General features: G+C 58.7%; 29 protein-coding genes. 18 read left to right on the top strand and 11 right to left on the bottom strand.

The annotated features are described in order from the left end of the window. Positions 1–7: 7 nt before the first annotated feature. A complete protein-coding gene (locus tag C5750_RS06760) occupies positions 8–208 on the bottom strand; it encodes a hypothetical protein (RefSeq protein WP_130502052.1) in 201 nt (66 codons plus the stop codon). Between C5750_RS06760 and C5750_RS26325 the strand changes: the two genes are divergently transcribed. Next, complete coding sequence (locus C5750_RS26325) at positions 192–473, top strand: hypothetical protein (protein WP_130502053.1); 282 nt, start codon at positions 192–194, stop codon at positions 471–473. The genes C5750_RS06760 and C5750_RS26325 overlap by 17 nt on opposite strands. On the opposite strand, the gene C5750_RS06755 is transcribed toward C5750_RS26325, so the two are convergent. Further along, positions 447–887 (bottom strand): VOC family protein, encoded by a 441-nt coding sequence (locus C5750_RS06755; RefSeq protein ID WP_105732999.1) that lies wholly within the window; start codon positions 885–887, stop codon positions 447–449. The two genes, C5750_RS26325 and C5750_RS06755, sit on opposite strands and share 27 nt — an antisense overlap. Positions 888–1,199: 312 nt before the next feature. Here C5750_RS06755 and C5750_RS06750 point away from each other — a divergent pair, with 312 nt between their 5' ends. The 5 genes from C5750_RS06750 (at position 1,200) to C5750_RS06730 (ending at position 4,321) form a co-directional block, all read left to right on the top strand. Next, a complete protein-coding gene (locus C5750_RS06750) occupies positions 1,200–1,781 on the top strand; it encodes a cold-shock protein (RefSeq protein WP_105732998.1) in 582 nt (193 codons plus the stop codon). An 8-nt stretch (positions 1,782–1,789) separates the two neighbouring features. Then, positions 1,790–2,302 (top strand): DUF192 domain-containing protein, encoded by a 513-nt coding sequence (locus C5750_RS06745; RefSeq protein ID WP_105732997.1) that lies wholly within the window; start codon positions 1,790–1,792, stop codon positions 2,300–2,302. Between the two features lie 7 nt (positions 2,303–2,309). After that, the gene (locus C5750_RS06740; RefSeq protein ID WP_105732996.1) at positions 2,310–3,065 is read left to right on the top strand and encodes an alpha/beta fold hydrolase; all 756 of its coding nucleotides are present in this window, start codon (positions 2,310–2,312) and stop codon (positions 3,063–3,065) included. A 118-nt stretch (positions 3,066–3,183) separates the two neighbouring features. Beyond that, on the top strand, positions 3,184–4,008 hold the full coding sequence (gene cysE, locus C5750_RS06735) for a serine O-acetyltransferase (RefSeq protein ID WP_105732995.1): 825 nt from the start codon (positions 3,184–3,186) through the stop codon (positions 4,006–4,008). Between the two features lie 106 nt (positions 4,009–4,114). Next, positions 4,115–4,321, top strand: a complete 207-nt coding sequence (locus C5750_RS06730; protein WP_105733161.1) for a DUF3126 family protein — start codon at positions 4,115–4,117, stop codon at positions 4,319–4,321. A 28-nt stretch (positions 4,322–4,349) separates the two neighbouring features. On the opposite strand, the gene C5750_RS06725 is transcribed toward C5750_RS06730, so the two are convergent. After that, positions 4,350–5,075, bottom strand: a complete 726-nt coding sequence (locus C5750_RS06725) for a hypothetical protein (RefSeq protein ID WP_105732994.1) — start codon at positions 5,073–5,075, stop codon at positions 4,350–4,352. A 151-nt stretch (positions 5,076–5,226) separates the two neighbouring features. On the opposite strand from C5750_RS06725, the gene C5750_RS06720 reads away from it, so the two are divergent. Continuing rightward, complete coding sequence (locus C5750_RS06720; RefSeq protein ID WP_105732993.1) at positions 5,227–5,754, top strand: gamma carbonic anhydrase family protein; 528 nt, start codon at positions 5,227–5,229, stop codon at positions 5,752–5,754. 12 nt (positions 5,755–5,766) lie between these two features. Here C5750_RS06720 and C5750_RS06715 read toward each other — a convergent pair whose 3' ends face one another. From C5750_RS06715 to C5750_RS06705, 3 genes are all read right to left on the bottom strand, one after another. Next, on the bottom strand, positions 5,767–6,375 hold the full coding sequence (locus C5750_RS06715; protein WP_105732992.1) for a transglutaminase-like cysteine peptidase: 609 nt from the start codon (positions 6,373–6,375) through the stop codon (positions 5,767–5,769). Positions 6,376–6,660: 285 nt separating this feature from the next. Further along, entirely contained in the window at positions 6,661–7,269 is a 609-nt protein-coding gene (locus C5750_RS06710) for a PilZ domain-containing protein (protein WP_105732991.1), read from the bottom strand. A gap of 374 nt (positions 7,270–7,643) precedes the next feature. After that, positions 7,644–8,273, bottom strand: a complete 630-nt coding sequence (locus tag C5750_RS06705; protein WP_158531253.1) for a PAS domain-containing protein — start codon at positions 8,271–8,273, stop codon at positions 7,644–7,646. A 337-nt stretch (positions 8,274–8,610) separates the two neighbouring features. On the opposite strand from C5750_RS06705, the gene C5750_RS06700 reads away from it, so the two are divergent. Both C5750_RS06700 and C5750_RS06695 read left to right on the top strand, forming a co-directional pair. Next, entirely contained in the window at positions 8,611–9,309 is a 699-nt protein-coding gene (locus tag C5750_RS06700) for a rhomboid family intramembrane serine protease (protein WP_105732989.1), read from the top strand. A 125-nt stretch (positions 9,310–9,434) separates the two neighbouring features. Next, complete coding sequence (locus C5750_RS06695; RefSeq protein WP_105732988.1) at positions 9,435–9,866, top strand: CBS domain-containing protein; 432 nt, start codon at positions 9,435–9,437, stop codon at positions 9,864–9,866. A gap of 23 nt (positions 9,867–9,889) precedes the next feature. Here C5750_RS06695 and C5750_RS06690 read toward each other — a convergent pair whose 3' ends face one another. The 3 genes from C5750_RS06690 to folE all read right to left on the bottom strand — a co-directional run bounded on the left by C5750_RS06690 (position 9,890) and on the right by folE (position 12,243). Beyond that, on the bottom strand, positions 9,890–10,864 hold the full coding sequence (locus C5750_RS06690) for a patatin family protein (RefSeq protein WP_165401815.1): 975 nt from the start codon (positions 10,862–10,864) through the stop codon (positions 9,890–9,892). A gap of 141 nt (positions 10,865–11,005) precedes the next feature. Next, complete coding sequence (gene hisI, locus C5750_RS06685) at positions 11,006–11,425, bottom strand: phosphoribosyl-AMP cyclohydrolase (RefSeq protein WP_105733160.1); 420 nt, start codon at positions 11,423–11,425, stop codon at positions 11,006–11,008. Between the two features lie 191 nt (positions 11,426–11,616). Further along, on the bottom strand, positions 11,617–12,243 hold the full coding sequence (gene folE, locus C5750_RS06680) for a GTP cyclohydrolase I FolE (RefSeq protein WP_105732986.1): 627 nt from the start codon (positions 12,241–12,243) through the stop codon (positions 11,617–11,619). Between the two features lie 279 nt (positions 12,244–12,522). On the opposite strand from folE, the gene C5750_RS06675 reads away from it, so the two are divergent. After that, entirely contained in the window at positions 12,523–12,969 is a 447-nt protein-coding gene (locus tag C5750_RS06675) for an iron-sulfur cluster assembly scaffold protein (RefSeq protein ID WP_105732985.1), read from the top strand. Between the two features lie 7 nt (positions 12,970–12,976). Further along, positions 12,977–13,339, top strand: coding sequence for a membrane protein insertion efficiency factor YidD (yidD, locus tag C5750_RS06670; protein ID WP_105732984.1), 363 nt, complete (start codon positions 12,977–12,979; stop codon positions 13,337–13,339). A gap of 250 nt (positions 13,340–13,589) precedes the next feature. On the opposite strand, the gene C5750_RS26745 is transcribed toward yidD, so the two are convergent. Continuing rightward, positions 13,590–14,255, bottom strand: coding sequence for a nucleotidyltransferase domain-containing protein (locus C5750_RS26745; protein WP_199537970.1), 666 nt, complete (start codon positions 14,253–14,255; stop codon positions 13,590–13,592). A gap of 175 nt (positions 14,256–14,430) precedes the next feature. Between C5750_RS26745 and C5750_RS06655 the strand changes: the two genes are divergently transcribed. The 6 genes from C5750_RS06655 (at position 14,431) to C5750_RS06630 (ending at position 20,491) form a co-directional block, all read left to right on the top strand. Next, positions 14,431–14,682 carry a helix-turn-helix domain-containing protein gene (locus tag C5750_RS06655; RefSeq protein ID WP_105732982.1) on the top strand — a complete coding sequence of 84 codons (252 nt, stop codon included), beginning with the start codon at positions 14,431–14,433 and terminating at the stop codon, positions 14,680–14,682. A 148-nt stretch (positions 14,683–14,830) separates the two neighbouring features. Next, positions 14,831–16,813, top strand: coding sequence for a threonine--tRNA ligase (gene thrS, locus C5750_RS06650; protein ID WP_105732981.1), 1,983 nt, complete (start codon positions 14,831–14,833; stop codon positions 16,811–16,813). 309 nt (positions 16,814–17,122) lie between these two features. Further along, complete coding sequence (locus tag C5750_RS06645) at positions 17,123–18,037, top strand: DMT family transporter (RefSeq protein ID WP_105732980.1); 915 nt, start codon at positions 17,123–17,125, stop codon at positions 18,035–18,037. Positions 18,038–18,200: 163 nt separating this feature from the next. Continuing rightward, positions 18,201–18,614: an MbcA/ParS/Xre antitoxin family protein gene (locus tag C5750_RS06640; protein WP_105733158.1), complete on the top strand. Its 414-nt coding sequence runs from the start codon at positions 18,201–18,203 to the stop codon at positions 18,612–18,614. Continuing rightward, on the top strand, positions 18,608–19,306 hold the full coding sequence (locus C5750_RS06635; RefSeq protein ID WP_105732979.1) for an RES family NAD+ phosphorylase: 699 nt from the start codon (positions 18,608–18,610) through the stop codon (positions 19,304–19,306). Before C5750_RS06640 ends, C5750_RS06635 begins: the two co-directional genes overlap by 7 nt. A gap of 336 nt (positions 19,307–19,642) precedes the next feature. Beyond that, the gene (locus C5750_RS06630) at positions 19,643–20,491 is read left to right on the top strand and encodes a lysophospholipid acyltransferase family protein (protein WP_105732978.1); all 849 of its coding nucleotides are present in this window, start codon (positions 19,643–19,645) and stop codon (positions 20,489–20,491) included. Here the strand turns inward: C5750_RS06630 and C5750_RS06625 are convergent. Next, positions 20,458–21,486 carry a hypothetical protein gene (locus C5750_RS06625; RefSeq protein ID WP_245420993.1) on the bottom strand — a complete coding sequence of 343 codons (1,029 nt, stop codon included), beginning with the start codon at positions 21,484–21,486 and terminating at the stop codon, positions 20,458–20,460. The genes C5750_RS06630 and C5750_RS06625 overlap by 34 nt on opposite strands. A gap of 124 nt (positions 21,487–21,610) precedes the next feature. Here C5750_RS06625 and C5750_RS06620 point away from each other — a divergent pair, with 124 nt between their 5' ends. Beyond that, entirely contained in the window at positions 21,611–22,192 is a 582-nt protein-coding gene (locus C5750_RS06620) for a nitroreductase family protein (protein ID WP_105732977.1), read from the top strand.

Below are 22,192 nucleotides of genomic sequence, written 5' to 3'. Positions count from 1 at the left end.
CTTCCCTTCATCTTTCCGGGCGGCTGCGCGCGGCGATCTCCTTGTCGATTTCACGCGCAAGTTCGGGAAACACCTCCCTGAACGGCCGCATCTGCCGCATTTCCTCATCGGTCAGTTCGGGATTGTCCGCATCTTCGGCAATGCCCCGCTGTATCCGGACTTCCTCCTCATCGCTGAAAGGGAGCAGGTTTTTGAGTTTGCCGTTCATCACAGGCTCCCTTTCCTTCCAGTCGCCATTTGCAAGGCGTGCGGTGCGTGGTTCGCGCTTCGGCACGCTCAGGAAGCTCACCATGAGGGACGACGAGGATTGCAAGAAACTCTATTCTGCAACATTTCCGATCAGCTTGGCAGCTATCATTTTGGCTAACTTTGCAGCCCGCGACCTTGCATCAAACACCATCCGTCACCGCCGCCCCGTTGAGGACGGCGGTGGCGTCGGCATAAAATTACCAGCTGCCGGTGTTCGGCATTGACAGCCAGGGTTCCTGCGGCGGCAGCGGTGCGCCCTTCTGCAGGATTTCGATGGAAATGCCGTCGGGCGAGCGGACGAAGGCCATGTTGCCGTCGCGGGGCGGGCGGTTGATGATGACGCCGCTGTCCTGCAACTTCTGGCAGGTGGCGTAGATATTCTCGACGACATAGGCGAGGTGGCCGAAATTGCGCCCGCCCGTATAGGTTTCCGGGTCCCAGTTATAGGTCAGTTCCAGTTCCGGCGCCCGTTCGGCCACGGCGCGGCCCTTATCGTCGGGAGCAGCCAGGAAAATCAGCGTGAAACGGCCTTTTTCGTTTTCCGTACGCCGAATTTCCTCAAGGCCGAATTTGTTGCAGTAGAAATCCAGCGATTCATCGATATCGCGGACGCGGACCATTGTGTGAAGATAGCGCATCGTTTTCCCTTGATGTGTGCGTCAGTGTGTGAAAGGCGGCAGCAACCGTCCAATTGCCGGGTTCATCGTGCAATTGCCACCGGGTCCATCATGCGATCGCCCAGGCTGCGCGCCTACATCTTTTTGGTAACATTATTTTCATGACGTCACAAATTGACATGCATGCAACGGGTGGTTGAACCGGTGATCACAAGATTTGCACCTGTTTTTCAACAAAAACAGCCAGATGATACTTGCCCTCATCCATCGGACAGGTGTTATTCTGAATGAAGAGAATCAGTGGTTGCTTTCAGGAGAGGAGGGGCTCGCTTCATGTCAGACAGACCAGTATCAGCCCGGCATTCCCCCGATGATGAACAATTAGCCGATGGCCTCGACCTCATCGAGGTTGCGGGCGCTATCAAATGGTTCGACGTCGCCAAGGGATATGGTTTTGTAATCCCCGACAATGCTGATCTGCCTGATATTCTGCTGCATGTGACCTGCCTGCGCCGCGACGGTTTCCAGACCGCGCTCGAAGGCGCGCGCGTCGTCTGCGAAGTCAAGCAGGGCGAGCGCGGCATGCAGTGCTTCCGCGTGCTGTCCATGGACAGTTCCACCGCCGTTCACCCGACCGAACTGCCGCCGGTGCGCACCCATGTCTCCGTCACGCCGTCGAGCGGACTGGAGCGGGTTCTGGTCAAGTGGTTCAACCGCACCAAGGGCTTTGGGTTCCTTACCCGCGGCGAAGGCACCGAGGATATTTTCATCCATATGGAAACCCTGCGCCGCTTCGGCCTGACCGAACTGCGCCCGGGACAGGTGGTGCTGATCCGCTTCGGCAATGGCGACAAGGGCCTGATGGCTTCGGAAATTCACCCGGATATCGGCACGCAGCTGCCGGCATCCCACTAAGACATCCCATGAACAGGCTCTTGCGCGTGTGCCGGTCTTTGCTGATCGGCCTCCTTGCGCTGGTCTTCGCCGCAACGGCCGCGCCCGCCGCCGACCAGCAGCCGATGCATCTGCCCATCGATGCGGCGCCGCTGGTGATCAACACCGCCAAAGGCGATGTTCCCTTCCAGGTCGAGGTGGCCGATACCGACGAGGCGCGCGAGCGCGGACTGATGTTCCGCACCGACCTCAAGGACAACAGCGCCATGCTGTTCGTGTTCGAGGACAGCCGTCTCGTCACCATGTGGATGGAGAATACCCCTTCGGCGCTCGACATGATTTTCCTCGATGAAAACGGCCGTGTGTCGGCAATTCGCGCCAATGCGGTGCCGTTTTCCCGCACGACGATTTCCTCCGGCGGTCCGGCGCGGTTCGTCATCGAAGTCAAGGCGGGCACGGCCCGGCGGCTCGGTGTTGCGGTCGGCGACAAGGTCCGCCACCCCGCGATTGCGGCGGTCTGCGGTACCTGCAGCAAGAAATAGGTTTGATATGCAGTTTTTTGAAAATGACGGACTGAAGCTCGCATATCTCGATGAGGGCGCGGGCGAACCGGTCCTGCTGATCCATGGTTTTGCCTCGTCGCACTTCTACAATTGGGTGCAGCCCGGCTGGGTGCCGGCCCTGACTGCTGCGGGCTACCGGACCATCGCCATCGACAATCGCGGCCATGGCCAGTCGGACAAGCCGCACGAAAAATCGCTGTATACGCCAACCCTGATGGCGGGCGATGCCGCGGCCCTGCTCAGGCATCTCGGCATCGCCAAAGCCCATGTGATGGGCTATTCCATGGGCGCGCGCATCACCGCTTTCCTGGCGCTGGAACATCCCGAACTGGTGCATGACGTGATTTTCGGCGGGCTTGGCATCGGCATGGTGGAAGGCGCGGGCGACTGGACCCCCATCGCCGAGGCACTGCTGGCGCAAGACGCCGAAACGGTGACGCATCCGCGCGGAAAAATGTTCCGCATGTTCGCCGACAAGACCAGAAGCGACAAGATCGCCCTGGCGGCCTGCGTCATCACCTCCAAGGAGGAAATCAGCGAAGCCAATATGGCGCGCATCACCCAGCCCGCGCTGGTGGCAGTGGGAACCAGGGACGACATTGGCGGCAGCCCGCAGCGGCTGGCGGCGCTGATGCCGCAGGGCGAAGCCATCGATATCCCCAACCGCGATCACATGCTTGCCGTCGGCGACAAAGTGTTCAAGGAAGCCGTGCTCAGGTTTTTGAAAGCCCATCCGCTCTGAGGGCGGCGGTGTAAACCGCGACACTGTTTCAGTCCGCTGAATTTGAGGTGTCAACACATCGCTTTTGCCGTATGCTGGTGGCAACGCAAGACGATTGGCTGATTGCCTGGAGTAGGACATGTCCGCAAGCAACCCGATGAAAATGACCGGATCGGTCAAGCAGATGGATCCGATCTGGCTGTCCATCCGTGCCGAAGCCGAGGAAACCATCCGTCAGGAGCCGCTGCTGGCGACGTTCCTGTACACCACGATTCTCAACCACCAGTCGCTGGAGCAGGCGGTCATTCACCGCATTTCGCAGCGGCTCGATCATCCCGATGTGGAATCGGAGCTGCTGCGCCAGACCTTTACCGCGATGATGGACGCCACGCCATCCTGGTCGCAGATTCTGCGCGTCGACATCCAGGCCGTCTATGATCGCGATCCCGCCTGCACCCGCTTCATCGAGCCGATCCTCTATTTCAAGGGGTTCCAGGCGATCCAGACGCACCGGCTGGCCAACTGGCTGTGGAATGAGGGCCGCAAGGACTTTGCCCTCTATCTGCAGAGCCGCTCGTCCTCGGTGTTTCAGACCGATATCCATCCCGCCGTGCCGATGGGGCAGGGCGTGTTCTTCGACCATGCCACCGGCATCGTCGTCGGCATGACCGCCGTCATCGAGGACAATGTGTCGATCCTGCAGGGTGTCACCCTCGGCGGCACCGGCAAGGAAACCGGCGACCGTCATCCAAAAATTCGCCACGGCGTGCTGATCGGCGCCGGAGCCAACATTCTTGGCAATATCGAAATCGGCCATTGCTCGAAAGTTGCCTCCGGGTCCGTGGTGCTCAAGCCCGTGCCGCACAATGTCACCGTCGCCGGGGTTCCCGCCCGCGTCGTTGGCGAAACCGGCTGCGCCGAACCGTCGCGCGCCATGGACCAGCTCATCACCAATTTCGACTGAAACCGGGCGCTTCAGCGATTGAAACGACTGCACCGGCCCTTTACAGGGCCGGTTGCTGCATGCCACAAGCCCGCTTCACTATTTTGCATTCGACAGGAGAAACCGCGTGAAACCCGAAGAACTGAAAAAACTCGACAGCTATTTCAAGCGTACATTCAGAAACACGGAACTCACGGTAAAGGCCCGTCCCCGCAAGGACGATTCGGCTGAACTCTATCTTGGCGATGAATTTCTCGGCCTGATCTACAAGGACGAAGATGAGGGCGAACTGTCCTACAACTTCTCCATGGCCATTCTCGACATGGATCTCTGACGGTAAATGCCGTTTGAAAATGGAGGCGTCACTTCGGTGTCTTGAGGTGACCCTCGGCAAAGGCCAGGACCTTTTGCTCCAATTCCTGCCAGTTGGCGAGAAATTCGCGCGGGAAACGGTAGGTCAGCTGCAAATCCTCACCGATGAAAACATCGCGCTGGCAGGAGGCGAGGTTGCTTTTCGATGTTGCTTCATCGAGGCAGCGCGCCACAAAGAAGCTGCGGCCCTTGCTTTCCGGTGAGGAGATGAGCTGCTCGCTGACGAAACCGCTGGTGGCTCGAAAATTCTGGATGGTGAGGCCCGCCGGACCTTTGATGCCGGGGCCGTCCGTCAGGGTACTGTAGACCGGACCGTAGCGGCCGGACATGTCGCGCGAGGTTGCGCGCGGCTCGAACGTCAGGAAGAGCAGCGCTTTCTTGTCCCCTGCACCGTTGAAATCCCGGATGAATTCCGGCCGGTAACCCTGCATGTCGGGCCAGTGCAGATAAAGGTCAACCCGCTGTGCCACGCCGTCGCGCCGCTGCGCCCGGAAGCGAATGGTGTTGGCCGGCAGCGCCAGCACGCTGTTGCCGATGACGACCTCATGCACATCGGTGTCTTCCGTATGCCCGCCAAGGGAAATCGTGTGGCCGACATAATGTCCGGCAACGACCAGCACCACGGTCAGGAGCGCCAGCGCCGCCGCGCCATAGAAAAGGCGTTGCAGAAAGGGGCTGCCCGTTATCGATTCCACGCGCTGTGCGGAAGTCTGCATCAACCTTCAGGTCCTGTTGCCTTGGTTGATGGGGAGACTAACGTTAAAGTGCTGATTTATGGTTAACCACACGTGAAAGTTGTACTCGTATCGGCATCGCCAAGCGGGCGGCAGCTCGCTAAGCTTGCCGCACAGAATCTCAGGAGGAACGATGCCCCTATTCACGCTCGACGGCCACGCGCCCGAATTTGAACACCGGAAATCCAACTGGATCGCGCCCGACGCGACGCTGGTCGGCAAGGTCTTTCTCGGCGAAAATGCCGGCATCTGGTTCGGTGCCGTTCTGCGCGGCGACAATGAACGGATCCATGTCGGCCGCAACACCAATGTGCAGGAACATACGGTGATGCATACGGATATGGGCTATCCCCTTGATATCGGCGAGGGCTGCACCATCGGCCACCGCGCCATGCTGCATGGCTGCACCATCGGCGAGAACACGCTGATCGGCATCGGCGCCATCATTCTGAACGGCGCAAAAATCGGCAGGAATTCGCTGGTTGGTGCCGGGGCGCTGGTGACGGAGCGCAAGGAGTTCCCCGACAATGCGCTGATTGTCGGATCGCCGGCGCGGGTCATCCGCACGCTGGACGATGCTGCCATCGAGCAGCTCCGGCTTTCCGCCGCCCATTATGTCGAGAACGGCCGGCGCTTCATGCGCGGGCTTGAGGTCAGCTGACCTCGTCCGGCATTATTTCCCGATGCTGCCGACCAGAACCTGGCGGTCGTCGGTGATCGATACCCATGCGCCGGTATACTGCGTCGACTGGCGCTTCAGATAGTCATAGCTCGTTTCGTTCCACGGCTTGATCTGCGGTTCCAGATTGTCGAGGATATAGTCGCCCCGGTCGGTGCGTACGGTCAGAACCGCATGGCCTTCGCCATTCATCTGGCGCACGACGGTGATCAGCAGCGAACTGACGGGCAGGCCACGCTGCATCAGCATCCGGCGCTTGAGCAGCACATAGTCTTCACAGTCGCCAACTGTGGTCGGATAGGACCAGACCTCTTCCTTGCCCCAGATTTCCATATCGGTCGCCGGCTTGATATCCGTGTTGACCTGGGTGTTGACCTGAACCAGCTGCGCCCAGAGCTTTGGCGTCAGGCTTACCGGCGTATCGCTGATGCTGCGGATGCGGCATTCGTCCTTGTAAATCTGGCAGAAGTCGTAATGGCCGATGGGCTGCGATGTGCGCCCGCCGGTCTGCATCACCGTCGCCGTGGACCGTGCCGGACCCGCCTGGGTGCCTATGCTCATCAACAGAAGGGCTGCGCCCGCAAGAATTATGCTTTTTATCATACCGTCGTCTCCCCGGTTGAGGCGACAATGACATGCAGACCTTGATCTGATGGAAATCTGAAGCAGTAAATCTGAACAATGCGGGTAGCAAAAAATAAACTATTGCGCGTTGCAATGTATTATTGAATGTTACTGTTTTATTTAAAGTAAGAATTGAATGAAGTATACAAGGTATATACCGGTTAAAGTTTGGTTTTTCTCATAAAACAATCATTTATGATTGCTTAAGGCTCTCCAATACACGGAGTGCGCGCTGAAGTCATTTGGTAACCAAGCAAGGGAGATTTAATTCTGCAGGGAGAGTTCGATGGCTTCGCGGCTCTGGACCGTGGCGAATTCGATGGCAATGCCTTCCTCGAAATGGCGCACGACGCGCCCGCGCATGGTGCCGAGAACGACCTGGCTGTGCAGGGCAGGGCGCATGCGGATTTCGACCGCCGCGCCGGAGATCGACAAATCGATGATGCGGCAGGGATATTCGCGGCCATCCGCCATGCCGAGCTTGGCAATGGGATTGCGCGGCGCGATGCGCTGGTGGCGCCGGTCTTCCGGCATGTCCAGCTCATGCTTGTTGGCAAGCCAGGTCAGCTGTGCCGCGATCTTGTTCTTCTTGCGCTCCGATGCGACGAGCGAAAGGTAAAAGCCGTTGCTGACGAGGCGCTCCACCGTGCCCTCGATGCGGCCGATGTGATCGACATAGGCAATGACGCGCTCGCCCGGGGCGGCCATGACCTCGGTGGTGAACAGGGCTTCGCCCGGCGACATTTCACTGATCTGGCCGACATGCTCGGTCCGGTCCTCCAGCATGAAACGGCCGTAGAGCTCGACCTTCACGCGATGGAATTTTCCCGTCGTGGCGATGGTCTGGGTTGAATCGTCACGGGTCAGATGCATGAAGTGTGTCCGAAAGCTTATAATGATCTTTATGTCTAAAGATTAGAACACAAGTCTTAACGGCGATGTAACAGATGCACGTCTTGCTTAGGTTTTACTAACCTAGAGCAAATTTTGTTTATACGAAGCCAGTTCTGTTTCTCGGATGGCGAGACAATCCACGCGGAAGGTAGCGAGGCCGATGTTTACCCATCGGACGAAGCTGCCTGACAAAGTGGGTGTCCGCCAGCCGGAAACCCGGAGGGCCGGGTGAATTTGGCCCAATTCCATCGGGCTTCGGCTTCGCCCGATGGAAAGACATCGGTCTCGCCAAACCCCTCGACCTTGAACCAAATTCCCTCCGGCAGAACGGCTCCGTATAAACAAAACTTGCTCTAATCCAAGATTTTCCCGCCGTCGAAGACCATGAGATGCCTGACCCGGCGGCTGCCGCTGGGAGCAGGCAGGAGTGTATTGGATATCAGGGGTTTATGATCTTCAGCCCGGTGGCCACCGGCAGGCCTGTTGGCCGGTTTGCGCGGATCGATCATCGAGATCGAGCGCAGGCTGTTTTCGATGATCGCGTCGGATTCCAGCCAGAACGGCTTGCCTGCCGGTGCGATCATGCCGAGAAGATGCCGTTCATGCACCTCGTTGGCGAGGGGCAGCAGGATGAGATTGAACAGCATTTTGCGCCCGCGGCTGCTCTTGCCCTCATAGGCCGACTGGACGACGGTCTTGCTGGTCAGGCTGCTGGCGACGATGCGCGCGATGACGGCCTTGTCCTTGGCCTGCCAGATGGAGCTGAAGCTCTGGCCTTTCAGTTCGCGGCCATAGATCGAACAGATACGGGTTCCCGCCAGCCGGAACCGCGCTTCGCCGGGGCCGCTGGCACGCAGGATGAACGTGTCGGACAGGCGCGAGCGGATGAGGGCGGGTGAAATCTCACGCCGTTCCGGCGCTGCGCGGGTGCCGCGCAGATCATTCCAGTAGGCGAAGATCTCGCTGGTTCCGTCGTGCCGCATCTGCCGCTTCCTGTTGCCATGCCTGTTCGGGTGGTGAGCGCGTTGCATCGCGCACCATCCAATATCGCAGGCTTTGGTAATGCCGGCACTTTGGCACCGGCGGCCGGGAAGCGCCATTGGCGAAGCGGCGGCGTCCACCGCAGGGAGCGATTAAGGTTAACAAATGGTTTAGATTGAGCCTGTGCTGCCGGTATGCGATAAGGGGGGCGAGTAGAGTTCTATGTTCATGTATCCAGCTTGAGGCCGTTCAACATCATTGAACGGCCTTATTTTTGTTTGGAGAGTTTGCTGCTAAGCACAGTTTCCATGAATCGGCTGCGGGAAGAATGACTGACCTATGAGCACCCCTGATCAAGCACCGGCCCGCGAGCCGATCTTCAACATTCCCGGCGTGATCCTCGCCATATTCGCGATCTGCGCGGCGGTGTTTCTGGTCGAGACCTATGTGCTGACCGAGGCGCAGGACAATAATTTTCTGCTCGACTACGCCTTCATTCCAGCCCGGTTTTCCCAGTTTGGCGGATGGCATTCGCCCGCCGCCTGGCTGACCGCCATCACCTATTCCTTCATGCATGGCAGTTTTGCCCATATAGCGCTGAACATGGTCTGGCTTGCCGCCTTCGGCTCGCCGCTGGCGGCGCGCATCGGGCCGCTGCGCACCTCGCTGTTCTGGATCGTCACCGCGGTTGCTGCCGTCATGATGCATTTTGCCATTTACCCCGACAGTCAAATTCCCCTGGTCGGTGCCTCCGGCGCCATATCCGGCATGATGGGGGCGGCCGCGCGTTTCGGTTTCCGCCGTTCCACCCAGCGCAATTCCGCAGCCTTTACCGGGCCGATCCTGCCGATTGCCGTCGCGCTGCAAACCCGCACCGTTCTTGTTTTCGTCGCCGTCTGGTTCATCACCAATATCGGCACCGGCCTCTTCGCCGTGGCGCCGGGGGAGTCCGCCACCATTGCCTGGGAGGCGCATATTGGGGGCTTTCTCATCGGTTTTCTGGGCATTGCCCTGTTTGACCGCAGCGACCGGCGCTGAATTGCTGGTATGATTGCAAAGCTGTTGCATTGGCGGCAACATACGCGCACCATGGCGCATTGACCGGCGGGATAAAGGAGGATCGCGGCGGTCAGCGTTAGGACTTATGTGCAAGGAGGACGTACATGACAGTCAAAATGATACTGGAACGCAAAGGCTACGACGTTTTTAGTGCAGCACCGGAAACGACCCTTGGCGACGCGGTCGCCGCACTTGCAAAGCATAAGATCGGCGCCATTGTCATCGTCGATGACAAGAAGGCCATCAAGGGCATTCTCTCCGAGCGCGACGTCGTGCGCGCCCTTGCTGCCGATGGCGCCGATGTGCTCTGGCGTCCCGTTTCCGAAATCATGACCATCAAGGTCAGCGTGTGCACGGAAAGGCATACGGTCAATCAGGTCATGGAAATGATGACCCGCGGCCGTTTCCGCCACTTGCCGGTCGAGAAGGATGGCCAGTTGCACGGCATCGTGTCCATCGGCGACGTGGTCAAGCTGCGCATCGAGGAAGTGGAGCGCGAGTCCCAGGAAATTCGCAGTTACATCGCAACCGCCTGAAGCGGTTGCGCTGACAGATCGGGTCAGAACACGACCTTCTGCATGCGCTCGAGCTCACCGAGCCGGGCCATGGTTTCCTCATAGCCGAGTTTGATCGCCTCGTCGGCGCGGTGAAACTCGGCAAGCCCCACATGGCCGATTTTCGGCAGCAGCGCGATGTCAGGCGGATCGCCGGCCATGCGGGCGCGGGAAATCCGGTCCTGAATGATGTTGAACGATTCCATCATCACGCCGGTAATGCCAAGCCGCGTGGCCCGCGCCGCACGGAAATGCGCCACCGCGCCCTCGCGTTCCGCATCGGCGGCAAGCGGTGCTCCAGCGGAATGCTTGATCACAGCGGCACGGCCGAACTGGTCGTAATGCAGGTTCACCGCCACCACCAGCGGTTGTTCGTAGGAACGGCAGACGGAAACCGGCACCGGATTGACCAGCGCACCGTCCACCAGGATGCGGCCGTTGCATTCAACCGGCTCGAACACGCCGGGCAGGGCATAGGATGCCCGCATGGCGGTGATCAGATTGCCGCGCGTCAGCCAGATTTCGTGGCCGGTATTGATTTCCGTGCACACCGCGATGAACGGCTTTGGCAGGTCTTCGATGGAAAGCTCGGAGAGATGATCGCGCAGGCGCTTGTCAAGCTTCATGCCGCCGAACAGGCCGCTGCCGCCAAACCGCAGGTCCAGCAGCGAGAAAATGCCGCGCTTGGTCAGGCTGCGCGCGAATTCCTCCAGCTGGTCGAGCTTGCCGCCGAGATAGCAGCCGCCGACGAGGGCGCCGATCGAGGTGCCCGCAATCATCGAAATCTCGATGCCGGCCTCGTCGAGCGCGCGCAGCACGCCGATATGTGCCCAGCCGCGCGCCGCGCCGCCGCCCAGGGCCAGCGCAATCGGGGCTCTCTTGTCACTGTGGGGGGACGGGTCCATGACCGGTGTTTCAGGACCGTTCGTAACGCCAATCGGTTCTGCCGCACGTAGCCGTCGCGATGCCCATTCGAGCATGGCATGCACTCCTAAAGTCGTATTCGCACATTATCCCCTCACTTTGGTATCCAAAGGATGAATATTGCGGAATTATGGCCGCTTAGCCAACCAATCAAAAATGAGACAGGGGAGTACAGGGCGCCGGAGAGCAGAAACGTGCTACGCCTCCGGTGTCATGACCAGGTGGGATGTGCCATTTTCGCTGATGACCTGACGGTAGAAACATGATCGGCGGCCAGTATGGCACGTCGGGCCGTTTCCAGCCACCGTTACCTCCAGCCAAAGCGCGTCCTGATCGCAATCGGTGCGCATTCTGACGACGGTCTGCAGATTTCCGGAGGTTTCGCCCTTCTTCCACAGCGACTGGCGCGACCGCGACCAGTAATGCGCAATGCCGGTCTCCAGCGTCAGGCGCAATGCCTCCGCGTTCATATGCGCGACCATCAGCAGATGGCCGTCACGCGCATCGGTGACGACGGTGGTGACGAGACCGGCGGCATCGAAGCGCGGTGCGAACACCGCGCCTTCTTCGTTTGCATGCTTGTCGGCGAGGGCCGGTGAAAAGGAACTGTTGGACATGACTGCCAATTCTGGAAAAGACTGGTTTAGTGGAACGAATTTGACATTCGCATCCCATTTGACATGACGCGCAGCATGCGAATGTCAAATTCAAAGTTCCACTAGAATCTTATAGTTGCTAGTGGTCCTTTGATTCTGACATTTGCCTGAACGGCCTGTATCAACGGGATGCAAATGTCAGAATCGGACCACTAGCGACCCTTGAGAAGGGTCATGAAGCGCACCTGTTCGTTGACGTCACTCTTGAAGGCACCGGTAAAGGTGGTGGTGGTCGTCGTTGAACCGGACACGCGGATGCCGCGCATGGCCATGCACATATGCTCGGCCTCGATCATGACGGCCACGCCGCGCGGGCGCAGCGCTCCCTGGATCGCATTGGCGATCTGGGCGGTCATGCTCTCCTGCGTCTGCAGGCGGCGGGCATAGATATGCACGACGCGGGCGATCTTTGACAGGCCGACCACTTTCTCGCCATCGGGCAGATAGGCGACATGCGCCTTGCCGATGATGGGCACCATGTGATGCTCGCAGTGCGAAAAGAACGGTATGTCCTTGATGAAGACGATGTCGTCATAGCCGGCAACTTCTTCAAAGGTGCGTCCGAGCACCTCTTCCGGGTCTTCATGATAGCCCGAAAACAGTTCCTTATAGGCTTTTGCCACGCGCTGCGGCGTGTCGAGCAGGCCTTCGCGGTCCGGATTGTCGCCAGCCCAGAGCAGCAGCGTGCGAACGGCGGCTTCCGCTTCTTCCTGGGTTGGGCGTCGTAGATTATTCTGATTGCCAGTCGGTGACTGCAAACTTTTGATTACCGCATCCATCGCGATCTCCCGTAGTCGCCCTCGATGGAGCGACGAGTTAAACGGCAATACACGATAGTCGTTGCGAAACGAATACGTGGTGTATTGAAGCCGGCTTGGCCCTGAGGCTTGAACCTGGGCCATTACATCTACCACTGGCGCAGAATTTACGCCATGGCGCTTTGTGCTCGCCCGCTCACATACTATATAGAGAGTGAATTTGGGATTCATAGGGCCTAAGCGATAGACAATTGTCTGTTTGCGCTTCGCTTCGGGCCGTGCCACCAGCGGAAGCTCATTATGATCAATGATGTCTACAACACGCGCATTCTGGAGTTTGCCGGAAACATCCAGCGCCTCGGCCGTCTGGACAATCCCGATGCGACGGCAAAGGCCCATTCGAAGCTGTGCGGATCGACCGTGATCGTCGATCTCACGATGAAGGACGGCGTGGTGACGGATTTCGCCCACGACGTCAAAGCCTGCGCGCTCGGGCAGGCATCCTCGTCGATCATGGCGCGGCATGTGATCGGCGCCACCGGCGGGGAATTGCGCGCGGTGCGTGATGCCATGTTCAAAATGCTGAAAGAGAATGGTGCGCCGCCGGAAGGCCGTTTTGACGACCTGAAATTCCTCGAACCGGTGCGCGATTACAAGGCCCGGCACAATTCCACCATGCTGACCTTCGAGGCGGTGGTGGATTGCCTCGACCAGATCGAGAAGAAAAACGCCGAAGCAGCCGCCTGAGCCGCCAATGTGCGCTGACCCGGCCCACAACCATCCGCCTGCGGCGGGCAAAAAATATTCCCGCAACTGGAGCGGGCCGTGGCGCAAGACGCCGGGGCGACTGTTCGGCACGGCGTTTGTCCGGCTGTACCAGCTGACGCTGTCGGGTTTCATCGGCAATTCCTGCCGCCACCTGCCAACCTGTTCCGAATATGCCTATGAATCCATCGCCCGCCATGGCCTGTGGACCGGCGGGTGGATGGGCCTGTTCCGGTTCGTGCGCTGCGGGCCTGGCGGCACCAGCGGCCTTGATCCGGTACCGGCAACGCTGGACAAGCGTTTCGTCTGGTACATGCCCTGGCGGTATTGGGGGGTGAGCAAAAATAGATAGAATGGGTTGTCAGCATTGATCTAACGCCACCCGGGTGCCGATTAAGCGCGGGTCATCTCGGATTCGGCCCATGCGGCGTATTCTTCGAGTTGGGTTAGCAGTGACTGGGCGTCAGAGAGCAGCATGAAACGCCCGCCATATTGGGCCAAGTCCTTATTCCCGAGTATTCGGGCCAATCTCGTTTCTTGGGCCTTTGGTAGGCGATTTAAGCCGTGGCTGGCGTCAACTGCTTTCGTGGAGCCGCTTCTTGTCACGTTGGAATTGCCTTATCAGGAACTGCTTGAAAGATGGATGTGGGGCGCGGACCGCTGACCACCAAAGCATCGGCCGCAAGTGCTTGCCACAACGGATCATTGTTTCCCATTAATCGTCTAAGATCGGCGCGTGAAAGCGTATTGACCGATGGTGAGAACGATAGGTCCTCACCTCTGGCCAATAGAAAATCGACGCTCCCGCTTTGCACAGACGAAACATCGGCGTCTTGAGCGATAAGGACGATATCAAGATCGCTTTCCGCACGATCTTCTCCCCGGGCGACACTGCCATAAATCCATGCCGCTATCACTTTGTTGCCGAGTGAGGCTACGCACTCTCTTAGAGCATCGATAACAGCATTGAAGCGTGCCTCTTCTGCGTCGAAGAGAGACAGAATGGACGTGTTGAGCGGCGATGTTCGGCTCATGCTGAAAAGCCGAGTGCGTCCACTGCCCACTTCGTCAAGTATGCCGAACGCGACGAGAATGGAAAGCGCATTGAGCACCGAAGGCAGCGTCAGTTTTGTTCTCTTGACGAGAGTGGATGCATCCAGTTGACCGCCATGGCGTGACAGTTCACGCACGACCCTGACGTTGGCTTCGGTTCCGAAAACCGAAGAGAGAGGAAAGCGAATAGCGCTCTGGGGCTTTGGGCGGGCCACGATAACTCCTGAAAGATATCTGCCTTTATATATGAATATCTTTATAAAACAATAGATATCTTTAGTTTACTATTGTTATCTATATAATGGTGCGTTCGATCCCGATGCGTAGGGTTGCCGATTTGTGCCAGCGCCACAACGCGGTAAAACCCAAATAAAAGTGTCTGGAGTATGCATGCCGGTATCAGGGAACCAGATCAAAGCGGCGCGTGCCTTGGCGGGGATGGACCAGAAAGCCCTTGCCGACGCTGCCGGGGTTGGCATCAACACGATCCGTAATTTCGAGGGGGCAGGCCAAGCAATCGTTCGCGGCAGGATCGACACGCTGGAAGCCATTCGCAGCGCGCTGTTCACCGCCGGTGTCGAACTGCTTGACGACGGCCAGGCCTCCGCAAGCGGTCCGGGCGTGCGCTTGCGCCGGGAATAGCCCACACGCATCCTTGACCGTAAAACCCGCTTTTCCGCAACCGCCACTTTACGCCGGGCAAAACTGCGCATAAAAGTCCGCTCGCCGGAGCCGTTCCGGTCATGAAACACCACCCGCGATTGTTGGCGGGACTGGATAGGAGCAACTGATGTCACAGACAGTTTCCAAAACTGTATCCATGCAATTCCCCGATGGCTCGAAGCGCGACTACGACGCGGCCCTGTCCGGTGCGGAACTTGCCGAATCCATTTCGAAATCCCTGGCCAAGAAGGCCGTGGCCTATGCGGTCGACGGCGTCGTGCGCGATCTGTCCGATCCGCTGCAGGACTCCGGCAAGATTGAAATCCTGACCCGCGACGATCCGCGTGCGCTCGAGCTGATCCGGCACGATTGCGCCCATGTCCTTGCCGAGGCCGTGCAGGAGCTGTTTCCGGGCACCCAGGTCACCATCGGCCCGGTGATCGAGAACGGGTTCTATTACGATTTTGCCAAGAACGAGCCGTTCACGCCCGATGACCTGCCGCTCATCGAGAAGAAGATGCGCGAGATCATTGCGCGCAACCGGCCGTTCACCAAGGAAATCTGGTCGCGCGAAAAAGCCCGCAAGGTTTTTGCCGACAAGGGCGAGGCCTACAAGGTCGAGCTGGTCGATGCCATTCCCGAAGGGCAGGACCTGAAGATTTACGCGCAGGGCGACTGGTATGATCTGTGCCGCGGCCCGCACATGGCCTCGACCGGCCAGATCGGCAATGCCTTCAAGCTGATGAAGGTGGCCGGCGCCTACTGGCGCGGCGACAGCAACAACCCGATGCTCAGCCGCATTTACGGCACCGCTTTTGCCACCGATGCCGAGCTGCAATCCTACCTGCACGTGCTGGAAGAGGCGGAAAAGCGCGATCACCGCAAGCTCGGCCGCGAAATGGACCTGTTCCATTTCCAGGAGGAGGGCCCCGGCGTCGTGTTCTGGCACGCCAAGGGCTGGCGCATGTTCCAGACGCTGGTCAGCTACATGCGCCGCCGTCTCGACGGTGTCTATCAGGAAGTCAATGCGCCGCAGGTGCTGGACAAATCCCTGTGGGAGACGTCGGGTCACTGGGGCTGGTATCGCGACAACATGTTCAAGGTCACGGTCGCCGGCGATGAAACCGATGACGAACGTGTTTTTGCGCTCAAGCCGATGAACTGTCCGGGCCACGTGCAGATCTTCAAGCATGGCTTGAAGTCTTACCGCGATCTGCCGGTGCGGCTTGCGGAATTCGGCAATGTGCACCGCTATGAACCATCGGGCGCGCTGCACGGCCTGATGCGCGTGCGCGGCTTCACGCAGGACGATGCGCATGTCTTCTGCACGGACGAGCAGATGGCGGCCGAATGCCTGCGCATCAATGACCTGATCCTGTCGGTCTACAAGGATTTCGGCTTCGACGAGATCACCATCAAGCTGTCGACGCGCCCGGAAAAGCGTGTCGGTTCCGATGCGTTGTGGGATCGGGCTGAAAGCGTGATGATGGGCGTGCTGGAGCAGATCCAAAAACAGTCGAACGACATCAAGACCGGCATTCTGCCGGGCGAGGGTGCCTTCTACGGTCCCAAGTTCGAATACACGCTGAAGGACGCCATCGGCCGCGAATGGCAATGCGGCACGACGCAGGTCGATTTCAACCTGCCCGAGCGGTTCGGTGCCTTCTATATCGACTCCACGTCGGAAAAGAAGCAGCCTGTCATGATCCACCGCGCCATCTGCGGTTCGATGGAGCGCTTCCTCGGCATTCTCATCGAGAACTTTGCCGGTCATCTGCCGCTGTGGTTTGCGCCGGTGCAGGTGGTGGTGGCCACGATCACCACGGAAGCCGACGATTACGGCAGGCAGGTCGCCAAGGAACTGAAGGCGGCGGGGCTGCAGGTCATCACCGACTTCCGCAATGAGAAGATCAACTACAAGGTGCGCGAGCACTCCCTGCAGAAGGTCCCGGTCATTCTCGTCTGCGGCATGCGCGAGGCGGAGGAGCGGACGGTGAACATGCGCCGTCTGGGTTCGCAGAACCAGACGTCGCTCAGCCTTGACGATGCGATCCGCCAGCTCGGCGAGGAAGCCACGCCGCCGGACCTGCTACGCGCCGCGGCGCAGTAAGTCCGTACATTGCTTTGTGACAGCGTGGTGACGTTCATCACGCTGTCATGGCGTTGCGTGCGCCGGGTTAATACAGCTGTTTCAGTGGGCGCTGAGCAAGGCGGGCTTGTATGCCTCGGTAGCTCTGCGGATTCCTGGGATGCACATCGCCTGATAAACTGCCTCCACAAATGCAATGTGGATGGGCACGCCATGGCCGGGGAAAACGAAGCAGTTTCATGCTATCCCGGCGACTTTGGCGGGTCGTTCTTGAAAATTGCTCTGACGGATTCTCAATCACTTTGGCATGAAATCGGCTGAGAGATTATCTTGATAAATCTTTCCGATATTCTTCCGCGAGCGGCTATTTTGTGTAATCCGGCGCTCGCCGGAAGCTACTATGTCGTTGTCGCAAAGACATTAGACTGGATAGATGCGGGGAGTTTTTTGTCCCTTGAAGCCTTGTTCTTGTTTCCGATTTCCATTGGGATTCTCGTCTTCCATCTGAAGGAACTGGATAGAGATACAGTGGTTTCAGGCCTCTTGCTGGGATCCGTATTGTTTTTGAACATGTTCATAAGCGTATGGTCGATTTCTTTCACGATGGTGACGAACGCGGGTTTTTATCCTGCACTCATTGGTCCCATGACAGTCTTCGCTGCATGGCTTGTTTTCGGCATAGAGCTTCTATCGCGCCATCTTCTGGCCGCGCTTATTGCATTCGCTGGAGCAGTGGTCCTCATCTCCAGCGGTTTCAATGCCAGTGGCAATTGGCGTGGAGACATTTTAGCATTTGTCGCAACGGCTGTTTTTGTTCTCTATATTCTATTGCTGGAACGCCGGGCTGGGGAGAGAGCCAATTCGCTGATCTTGTGGGCAGCACAAATGCTTACGGTTTCTGCACTTGCGATTGTTGTTTATATTGGAATCGGAACCGCGCCACTTCAGGTGTTTCATAGCAGGGACTTTGTATTTGTTGGTGCTTACTCGGCTATATTTACGACGATGCTGCCGGTTTTGTTCTCGACATATGCTCAAAAGCACCTGTCTGCGGTATTCGTATCGTTTACTTATTTACTGGAACCTTTGTGGGCTGCAGGTCTGGCGTTCCTGATCATTGGCGAGCGCCTGGGATATCTGCAATTTCTCGGTGGAGTTTTGATTTTAACAGCCTCGCTCATTATGTGGGCAGGAGATCGCCGTGAAAAAGCAGCAGTGCAGGCCACGGTCAGAACGGGAGCTTGAATTGCCTATGGCAAGGGTCGAAGCGGTTAAGATTAATCTGATCGGCCCCCAAAAAGCATCCAACGGAGCGCGACGAGATTGTCCTTCGCAAAAGCTGTCCGAAGAAATAATTCTTGCCAATTGGCAATAATCTGTTAGGTTTATGCCAGAAAGGGAGGTTGCCATGCAACTCCAGCCTATCGCTTCGACTCCATTCAACCGGTCATCTGCTGAAATCACCGATGTGGAAGCAGGGGCGCTTGCCCGCACGACGGTGAACCTCTTCAACGCCTGGAAACTCACCGACGCACAAGCCTGCACCTTGCTCGGTGGTTTGTCGGCCCGCACCTGGGCGCGTTGGAAAGAAGGCAATGTAGGGCGTGTCGATCGAGACCTGAAAATGCGGATGGCGCATCTGATGGGGATTCATAAGGGCGTCCGGCACCTGTTTAAGGACCCGGCAAGAGGATATGAGTGGATTAAAGCGCCCAATACGGCCTTTGGCGGTAAGTCAGCGCTCGATGTGATGCTTCAAGGCGAGCTTTCTGATCTGGCGGTAATGCGTGAATGGCTCGATGCGGAGCGCAGTGCGTGGTAAGTGGCCTTGCTGTCCGAACCCAGGTACAGTGGCCCAAAACCTACCGCATTATCCGATCCATCTATCCGCCCATCGATTTGTTCGAGGACATCGCCGATCCGCGCGACTGGGAGGCGCTGGTCGCTGTCGAGGCGAAAACGAATCCGCGCATTCGATTTGAGGTGGGCGATCTTGGCAAGGTACCCGCGCACCGTCGCGTGTCGGGCATCGGCGCCAGTTATGTCATGGCCCCCTTTGTCCATTGCTCCACAGGGCGGCCGGGCCGCTTCACGGACGGAAGCTATGGTATCTATTATGCAGGCGACAGTGAAGAAGTCGCCGTTGCCGAAACCATACACCACCATCAGGAATTCATGCGTTCAACACCTCAGTCTCCGGGCTGGACCTCGGACTTCCGTGTCCTGGTGGGCAGCCTGGACCGGGCACTGGACGACGTGAACGCGGTGCCCGACGTTCTTCATCCGCACGATTACACCGCTTCGCAGGTTGAGGGACGTGGGCTTCGGGCCGCGGGAAGCGATGGCCTCCTGTGGAACAGCGTTCGAATGCGCGGTCAACGGTGCATCGGTATCTTCTGGCCGGACGCGATACCCATTCCCGTCCAGGGACGGCACTATTGTTATCACTGGAACGGCACGCGGGTCGACTTTGTGCGTCAGTACGACACGGGAGCAGTTTTGGCGGTGACGTAACAGGCGGCATGTGGCCGTAGAAGAGTCATAAAATGTGTCCTCTGTTGCGCCAGTTCACAAAGTAATCTAGTGGTCCGATTCTGACATTTGCACCCCTTTGATACCAGCCATTCAGGCAAATGTCAGAATCGAAGGACCACTAGCAAGTCTATAATTCTAGTGGAACTTTGAATTTGACATTCGCCTGCCCCGCGTGATGTCAAATGGGATGCGAATGTCAAATTCGTTCCACTAGCAGATGCCACCCATTGCTTTGTGACAGCGTGGTGACTTTCATCACGTTGTCATGGAGTTGCGTGACTATTCAGCCGTTTCATTATTTGCCGGGATGCGATCGTGCAGTTCAGAGAACTCTCCTACGCCAATGACACCCAGTCGCGCATCACCCAATGGCTGATCCGTTCGATTGAAGGCCTGTCCGGCCGCGACCACTATGTCCGGCTCTACAATGCCTGGCGCACCGACATCGTCCCGGCGGGGATCGATGTGTTCTGCCGCATGATGGACCTCATCAACATCAGGCTCGACGTTGCGGACCAGTGGCCGCCGCAGCATGTACCCGATACGCCCCTGGTGATCGTCGCCAACCATCCCTTCGGTATCGGCGACGGCATCGCCGCGCTGGCGCTGGCCGAACAGCTCGGCCGGCCGTTCCGCGTGCTCATCAACAACGATCTGATGAAGGTGCCGGAAATCCGCCCCTATGCGCTGCCGGTCTGCTTCGACGAAACCAAGGAAGCGGTGGCGATGAACATGGCCACCCGCCATGAGGCGGTACGCCTGTTGAAGGAGGGCGTTACCATCGTCGTCTTCCCGGCGGGCGGGGTTGCCACGGCGCCCAAGGGCTTTGGCCGGGCGGAGGATCTGCCCTGGAAGATTTTTCCGGCTAAGCTGGTGCAGCAGGCCAAGGCGTCGGTCATTCCGGTCTATTTCGGCGGGCAGAATGGCCGGGTTTTTCATCTCGCCAGCAAGATTTCGATGACGCTGCGCATCTCGCTGCTCATCCGCGAATTCCGCAAACTGTCCGGCAAGGCCATCACCGTGCGCATCGGCCGGACGATGGACTGGCCGGAACTGGCGCCGCTGGCCGACCGCAAGCACCTGCTGGATTATATGTATGACGCGGTGTTTGCGCTGGCTCCGGTCAAACCTCAGTCCAGCGGATCGTCGCCGCTGGCGGGCTGATTGGCGGTGGAGGCGGCGCTGGCGCCATTGGTCGCCAGAAGTTCCACATCCTGGTTGCGCCCGGCGACGACCTTGAAATCGCGCTGGTAAATCTTGTCCTTGTTCTTGGCGATGATGACGTATTCGCCTTCCGCCAGGACGATGGAGGCAAAGGCGCCGACGCTTTCGCGCACGATGTCGCCCGAGGTCGTCAGCACCGACCAGGCGGTATCGGCAAGGGCTTCGCCGCCCGCTTCCCGCACCAGTTTCATCGTTAGCTGCGCGGCCCGGTGCTCCACATTGGCCTCGGTGATCTTGCCGGCCTCGACACGGATATCCGCGCGGATGACCGCATTGGCCGTGCCGTAATTGGAGACGATCTGATAGGTCCCCGCATTCAGCCGCACGACGCTTTCCGGCTTGACGTCGGGAATGATGAGCGCGCGTTCGCCGCTGGCATCCTCGTGATCCTCATAGATGGAGAATCGCAGCTGGTCCTGCGGAATGCGCGCGCCGCCCGACAGAACCGCGTTGAGCTTGACGCCGCCCGCATCGAGAATCATCGTCTCGTTGCGCTTGGCGCGGGTCATGGTGATGCGCTTGGTGGCGCCCGCCCGGCCGAAGGCCACATGCACGAGATAGCTGCCGGGGGCGAGGTTGAACGATGTCGTGCCGCCCTTGGCCGTGGCCAGCAATGGCAGCTTGCCATCCGTATCGGCATCCGGCGCGAACACGCGCCAGACGAGGCCGCGGCCGATGTTTTCGCCGTTCTCCGCCAGTTTGGCCGACAGGACCAGCTCGGCCTCCGTGGCAAGCGGATTGTTGGCCGGGGCTTTCGGGTTGGCATATTGGTTGATGCTGGGGATAGACGGCAATTCCACGTCGGGCGTGGCCATCTCGGGGGCGAGCGCCTGCGCCCAGGCGCCCGTTGATAGGAGAGCTGCCGCCAGCGCCGCCTGCAAAATCCAGGATGCGCCGGAGCTGAAGCCCGCTTTCTGAGTGTCGAATATGCCCATGCACTGTTTTGATCCGAAGCCGGTGGCAATTTCAAGGCTTTTTCACGCGATCATGACTTTACACGGCCGGTGAAACCGCGACATTGTCCGCCCATTCGAAAAACAGCATCTGGTACCCCGTTTCATGCCTTCTCCCATCATTGATTTTCTGTCGCAGCGCAGCTCAACCCCGATTTCCGCCATTGGCCTTCCCGGTCCAAGCGATGCGGAGATCGAAACCATGGTCCGCATCGCCGCACGCGTGCCCGATCACGGCCGCCTGACGCCCTGGCGTTTTGTCCTTTACCGCGGCGATGCGCGCGTCGAGGTCGGCAAATATCTCGCTGACCTGGCCGAGGAACGGGAAGGGCCGCTGACCGAACAGCGGCGCGAGCAGGAGCTGAAGCGCTTTGCCCGGGCGCCGCTGGTCATCGGCGTGATCTTCTCCAAGGTCGATCATCACATCCCGGAATGGGAACAGTTCCTGTCGTCCGGTGCGGCGGCGATGAACCTCGTCCACGCGGCCAACGGGCTTGGCTATGCCACCAACTGGATCAGCAACTGGTATTCATCCGATGAGAAGGGCCGGGCGCTGCTTGGCCTCGCGCCGCATGAGCGGGTGGCCGGTTTTGTCCATATCGGCAGCTGCGACGCGAAAGTGCCGGAACGCCCGCGTCCCGAGGTGAAGGATATCCTGTCCGAATATGCCGGGCCGTGGAAGGGCTGA

The organism is Phyllobacterium myrsinacearum (genome assembly GCF_002980555.1).
Lineage (GTDB): Bacteria > Pseudomonadota > Alphaproteobacteria > Rhizobiales > Rhizobiaceae > Phyllobacterium > Phyllobacterium myrsinacearum.
The sequence above is the reverse complement of the archived record's forward strand: the minus strand, read 5'-3'. Positions and strand labels throughout refer to the sequence as shown.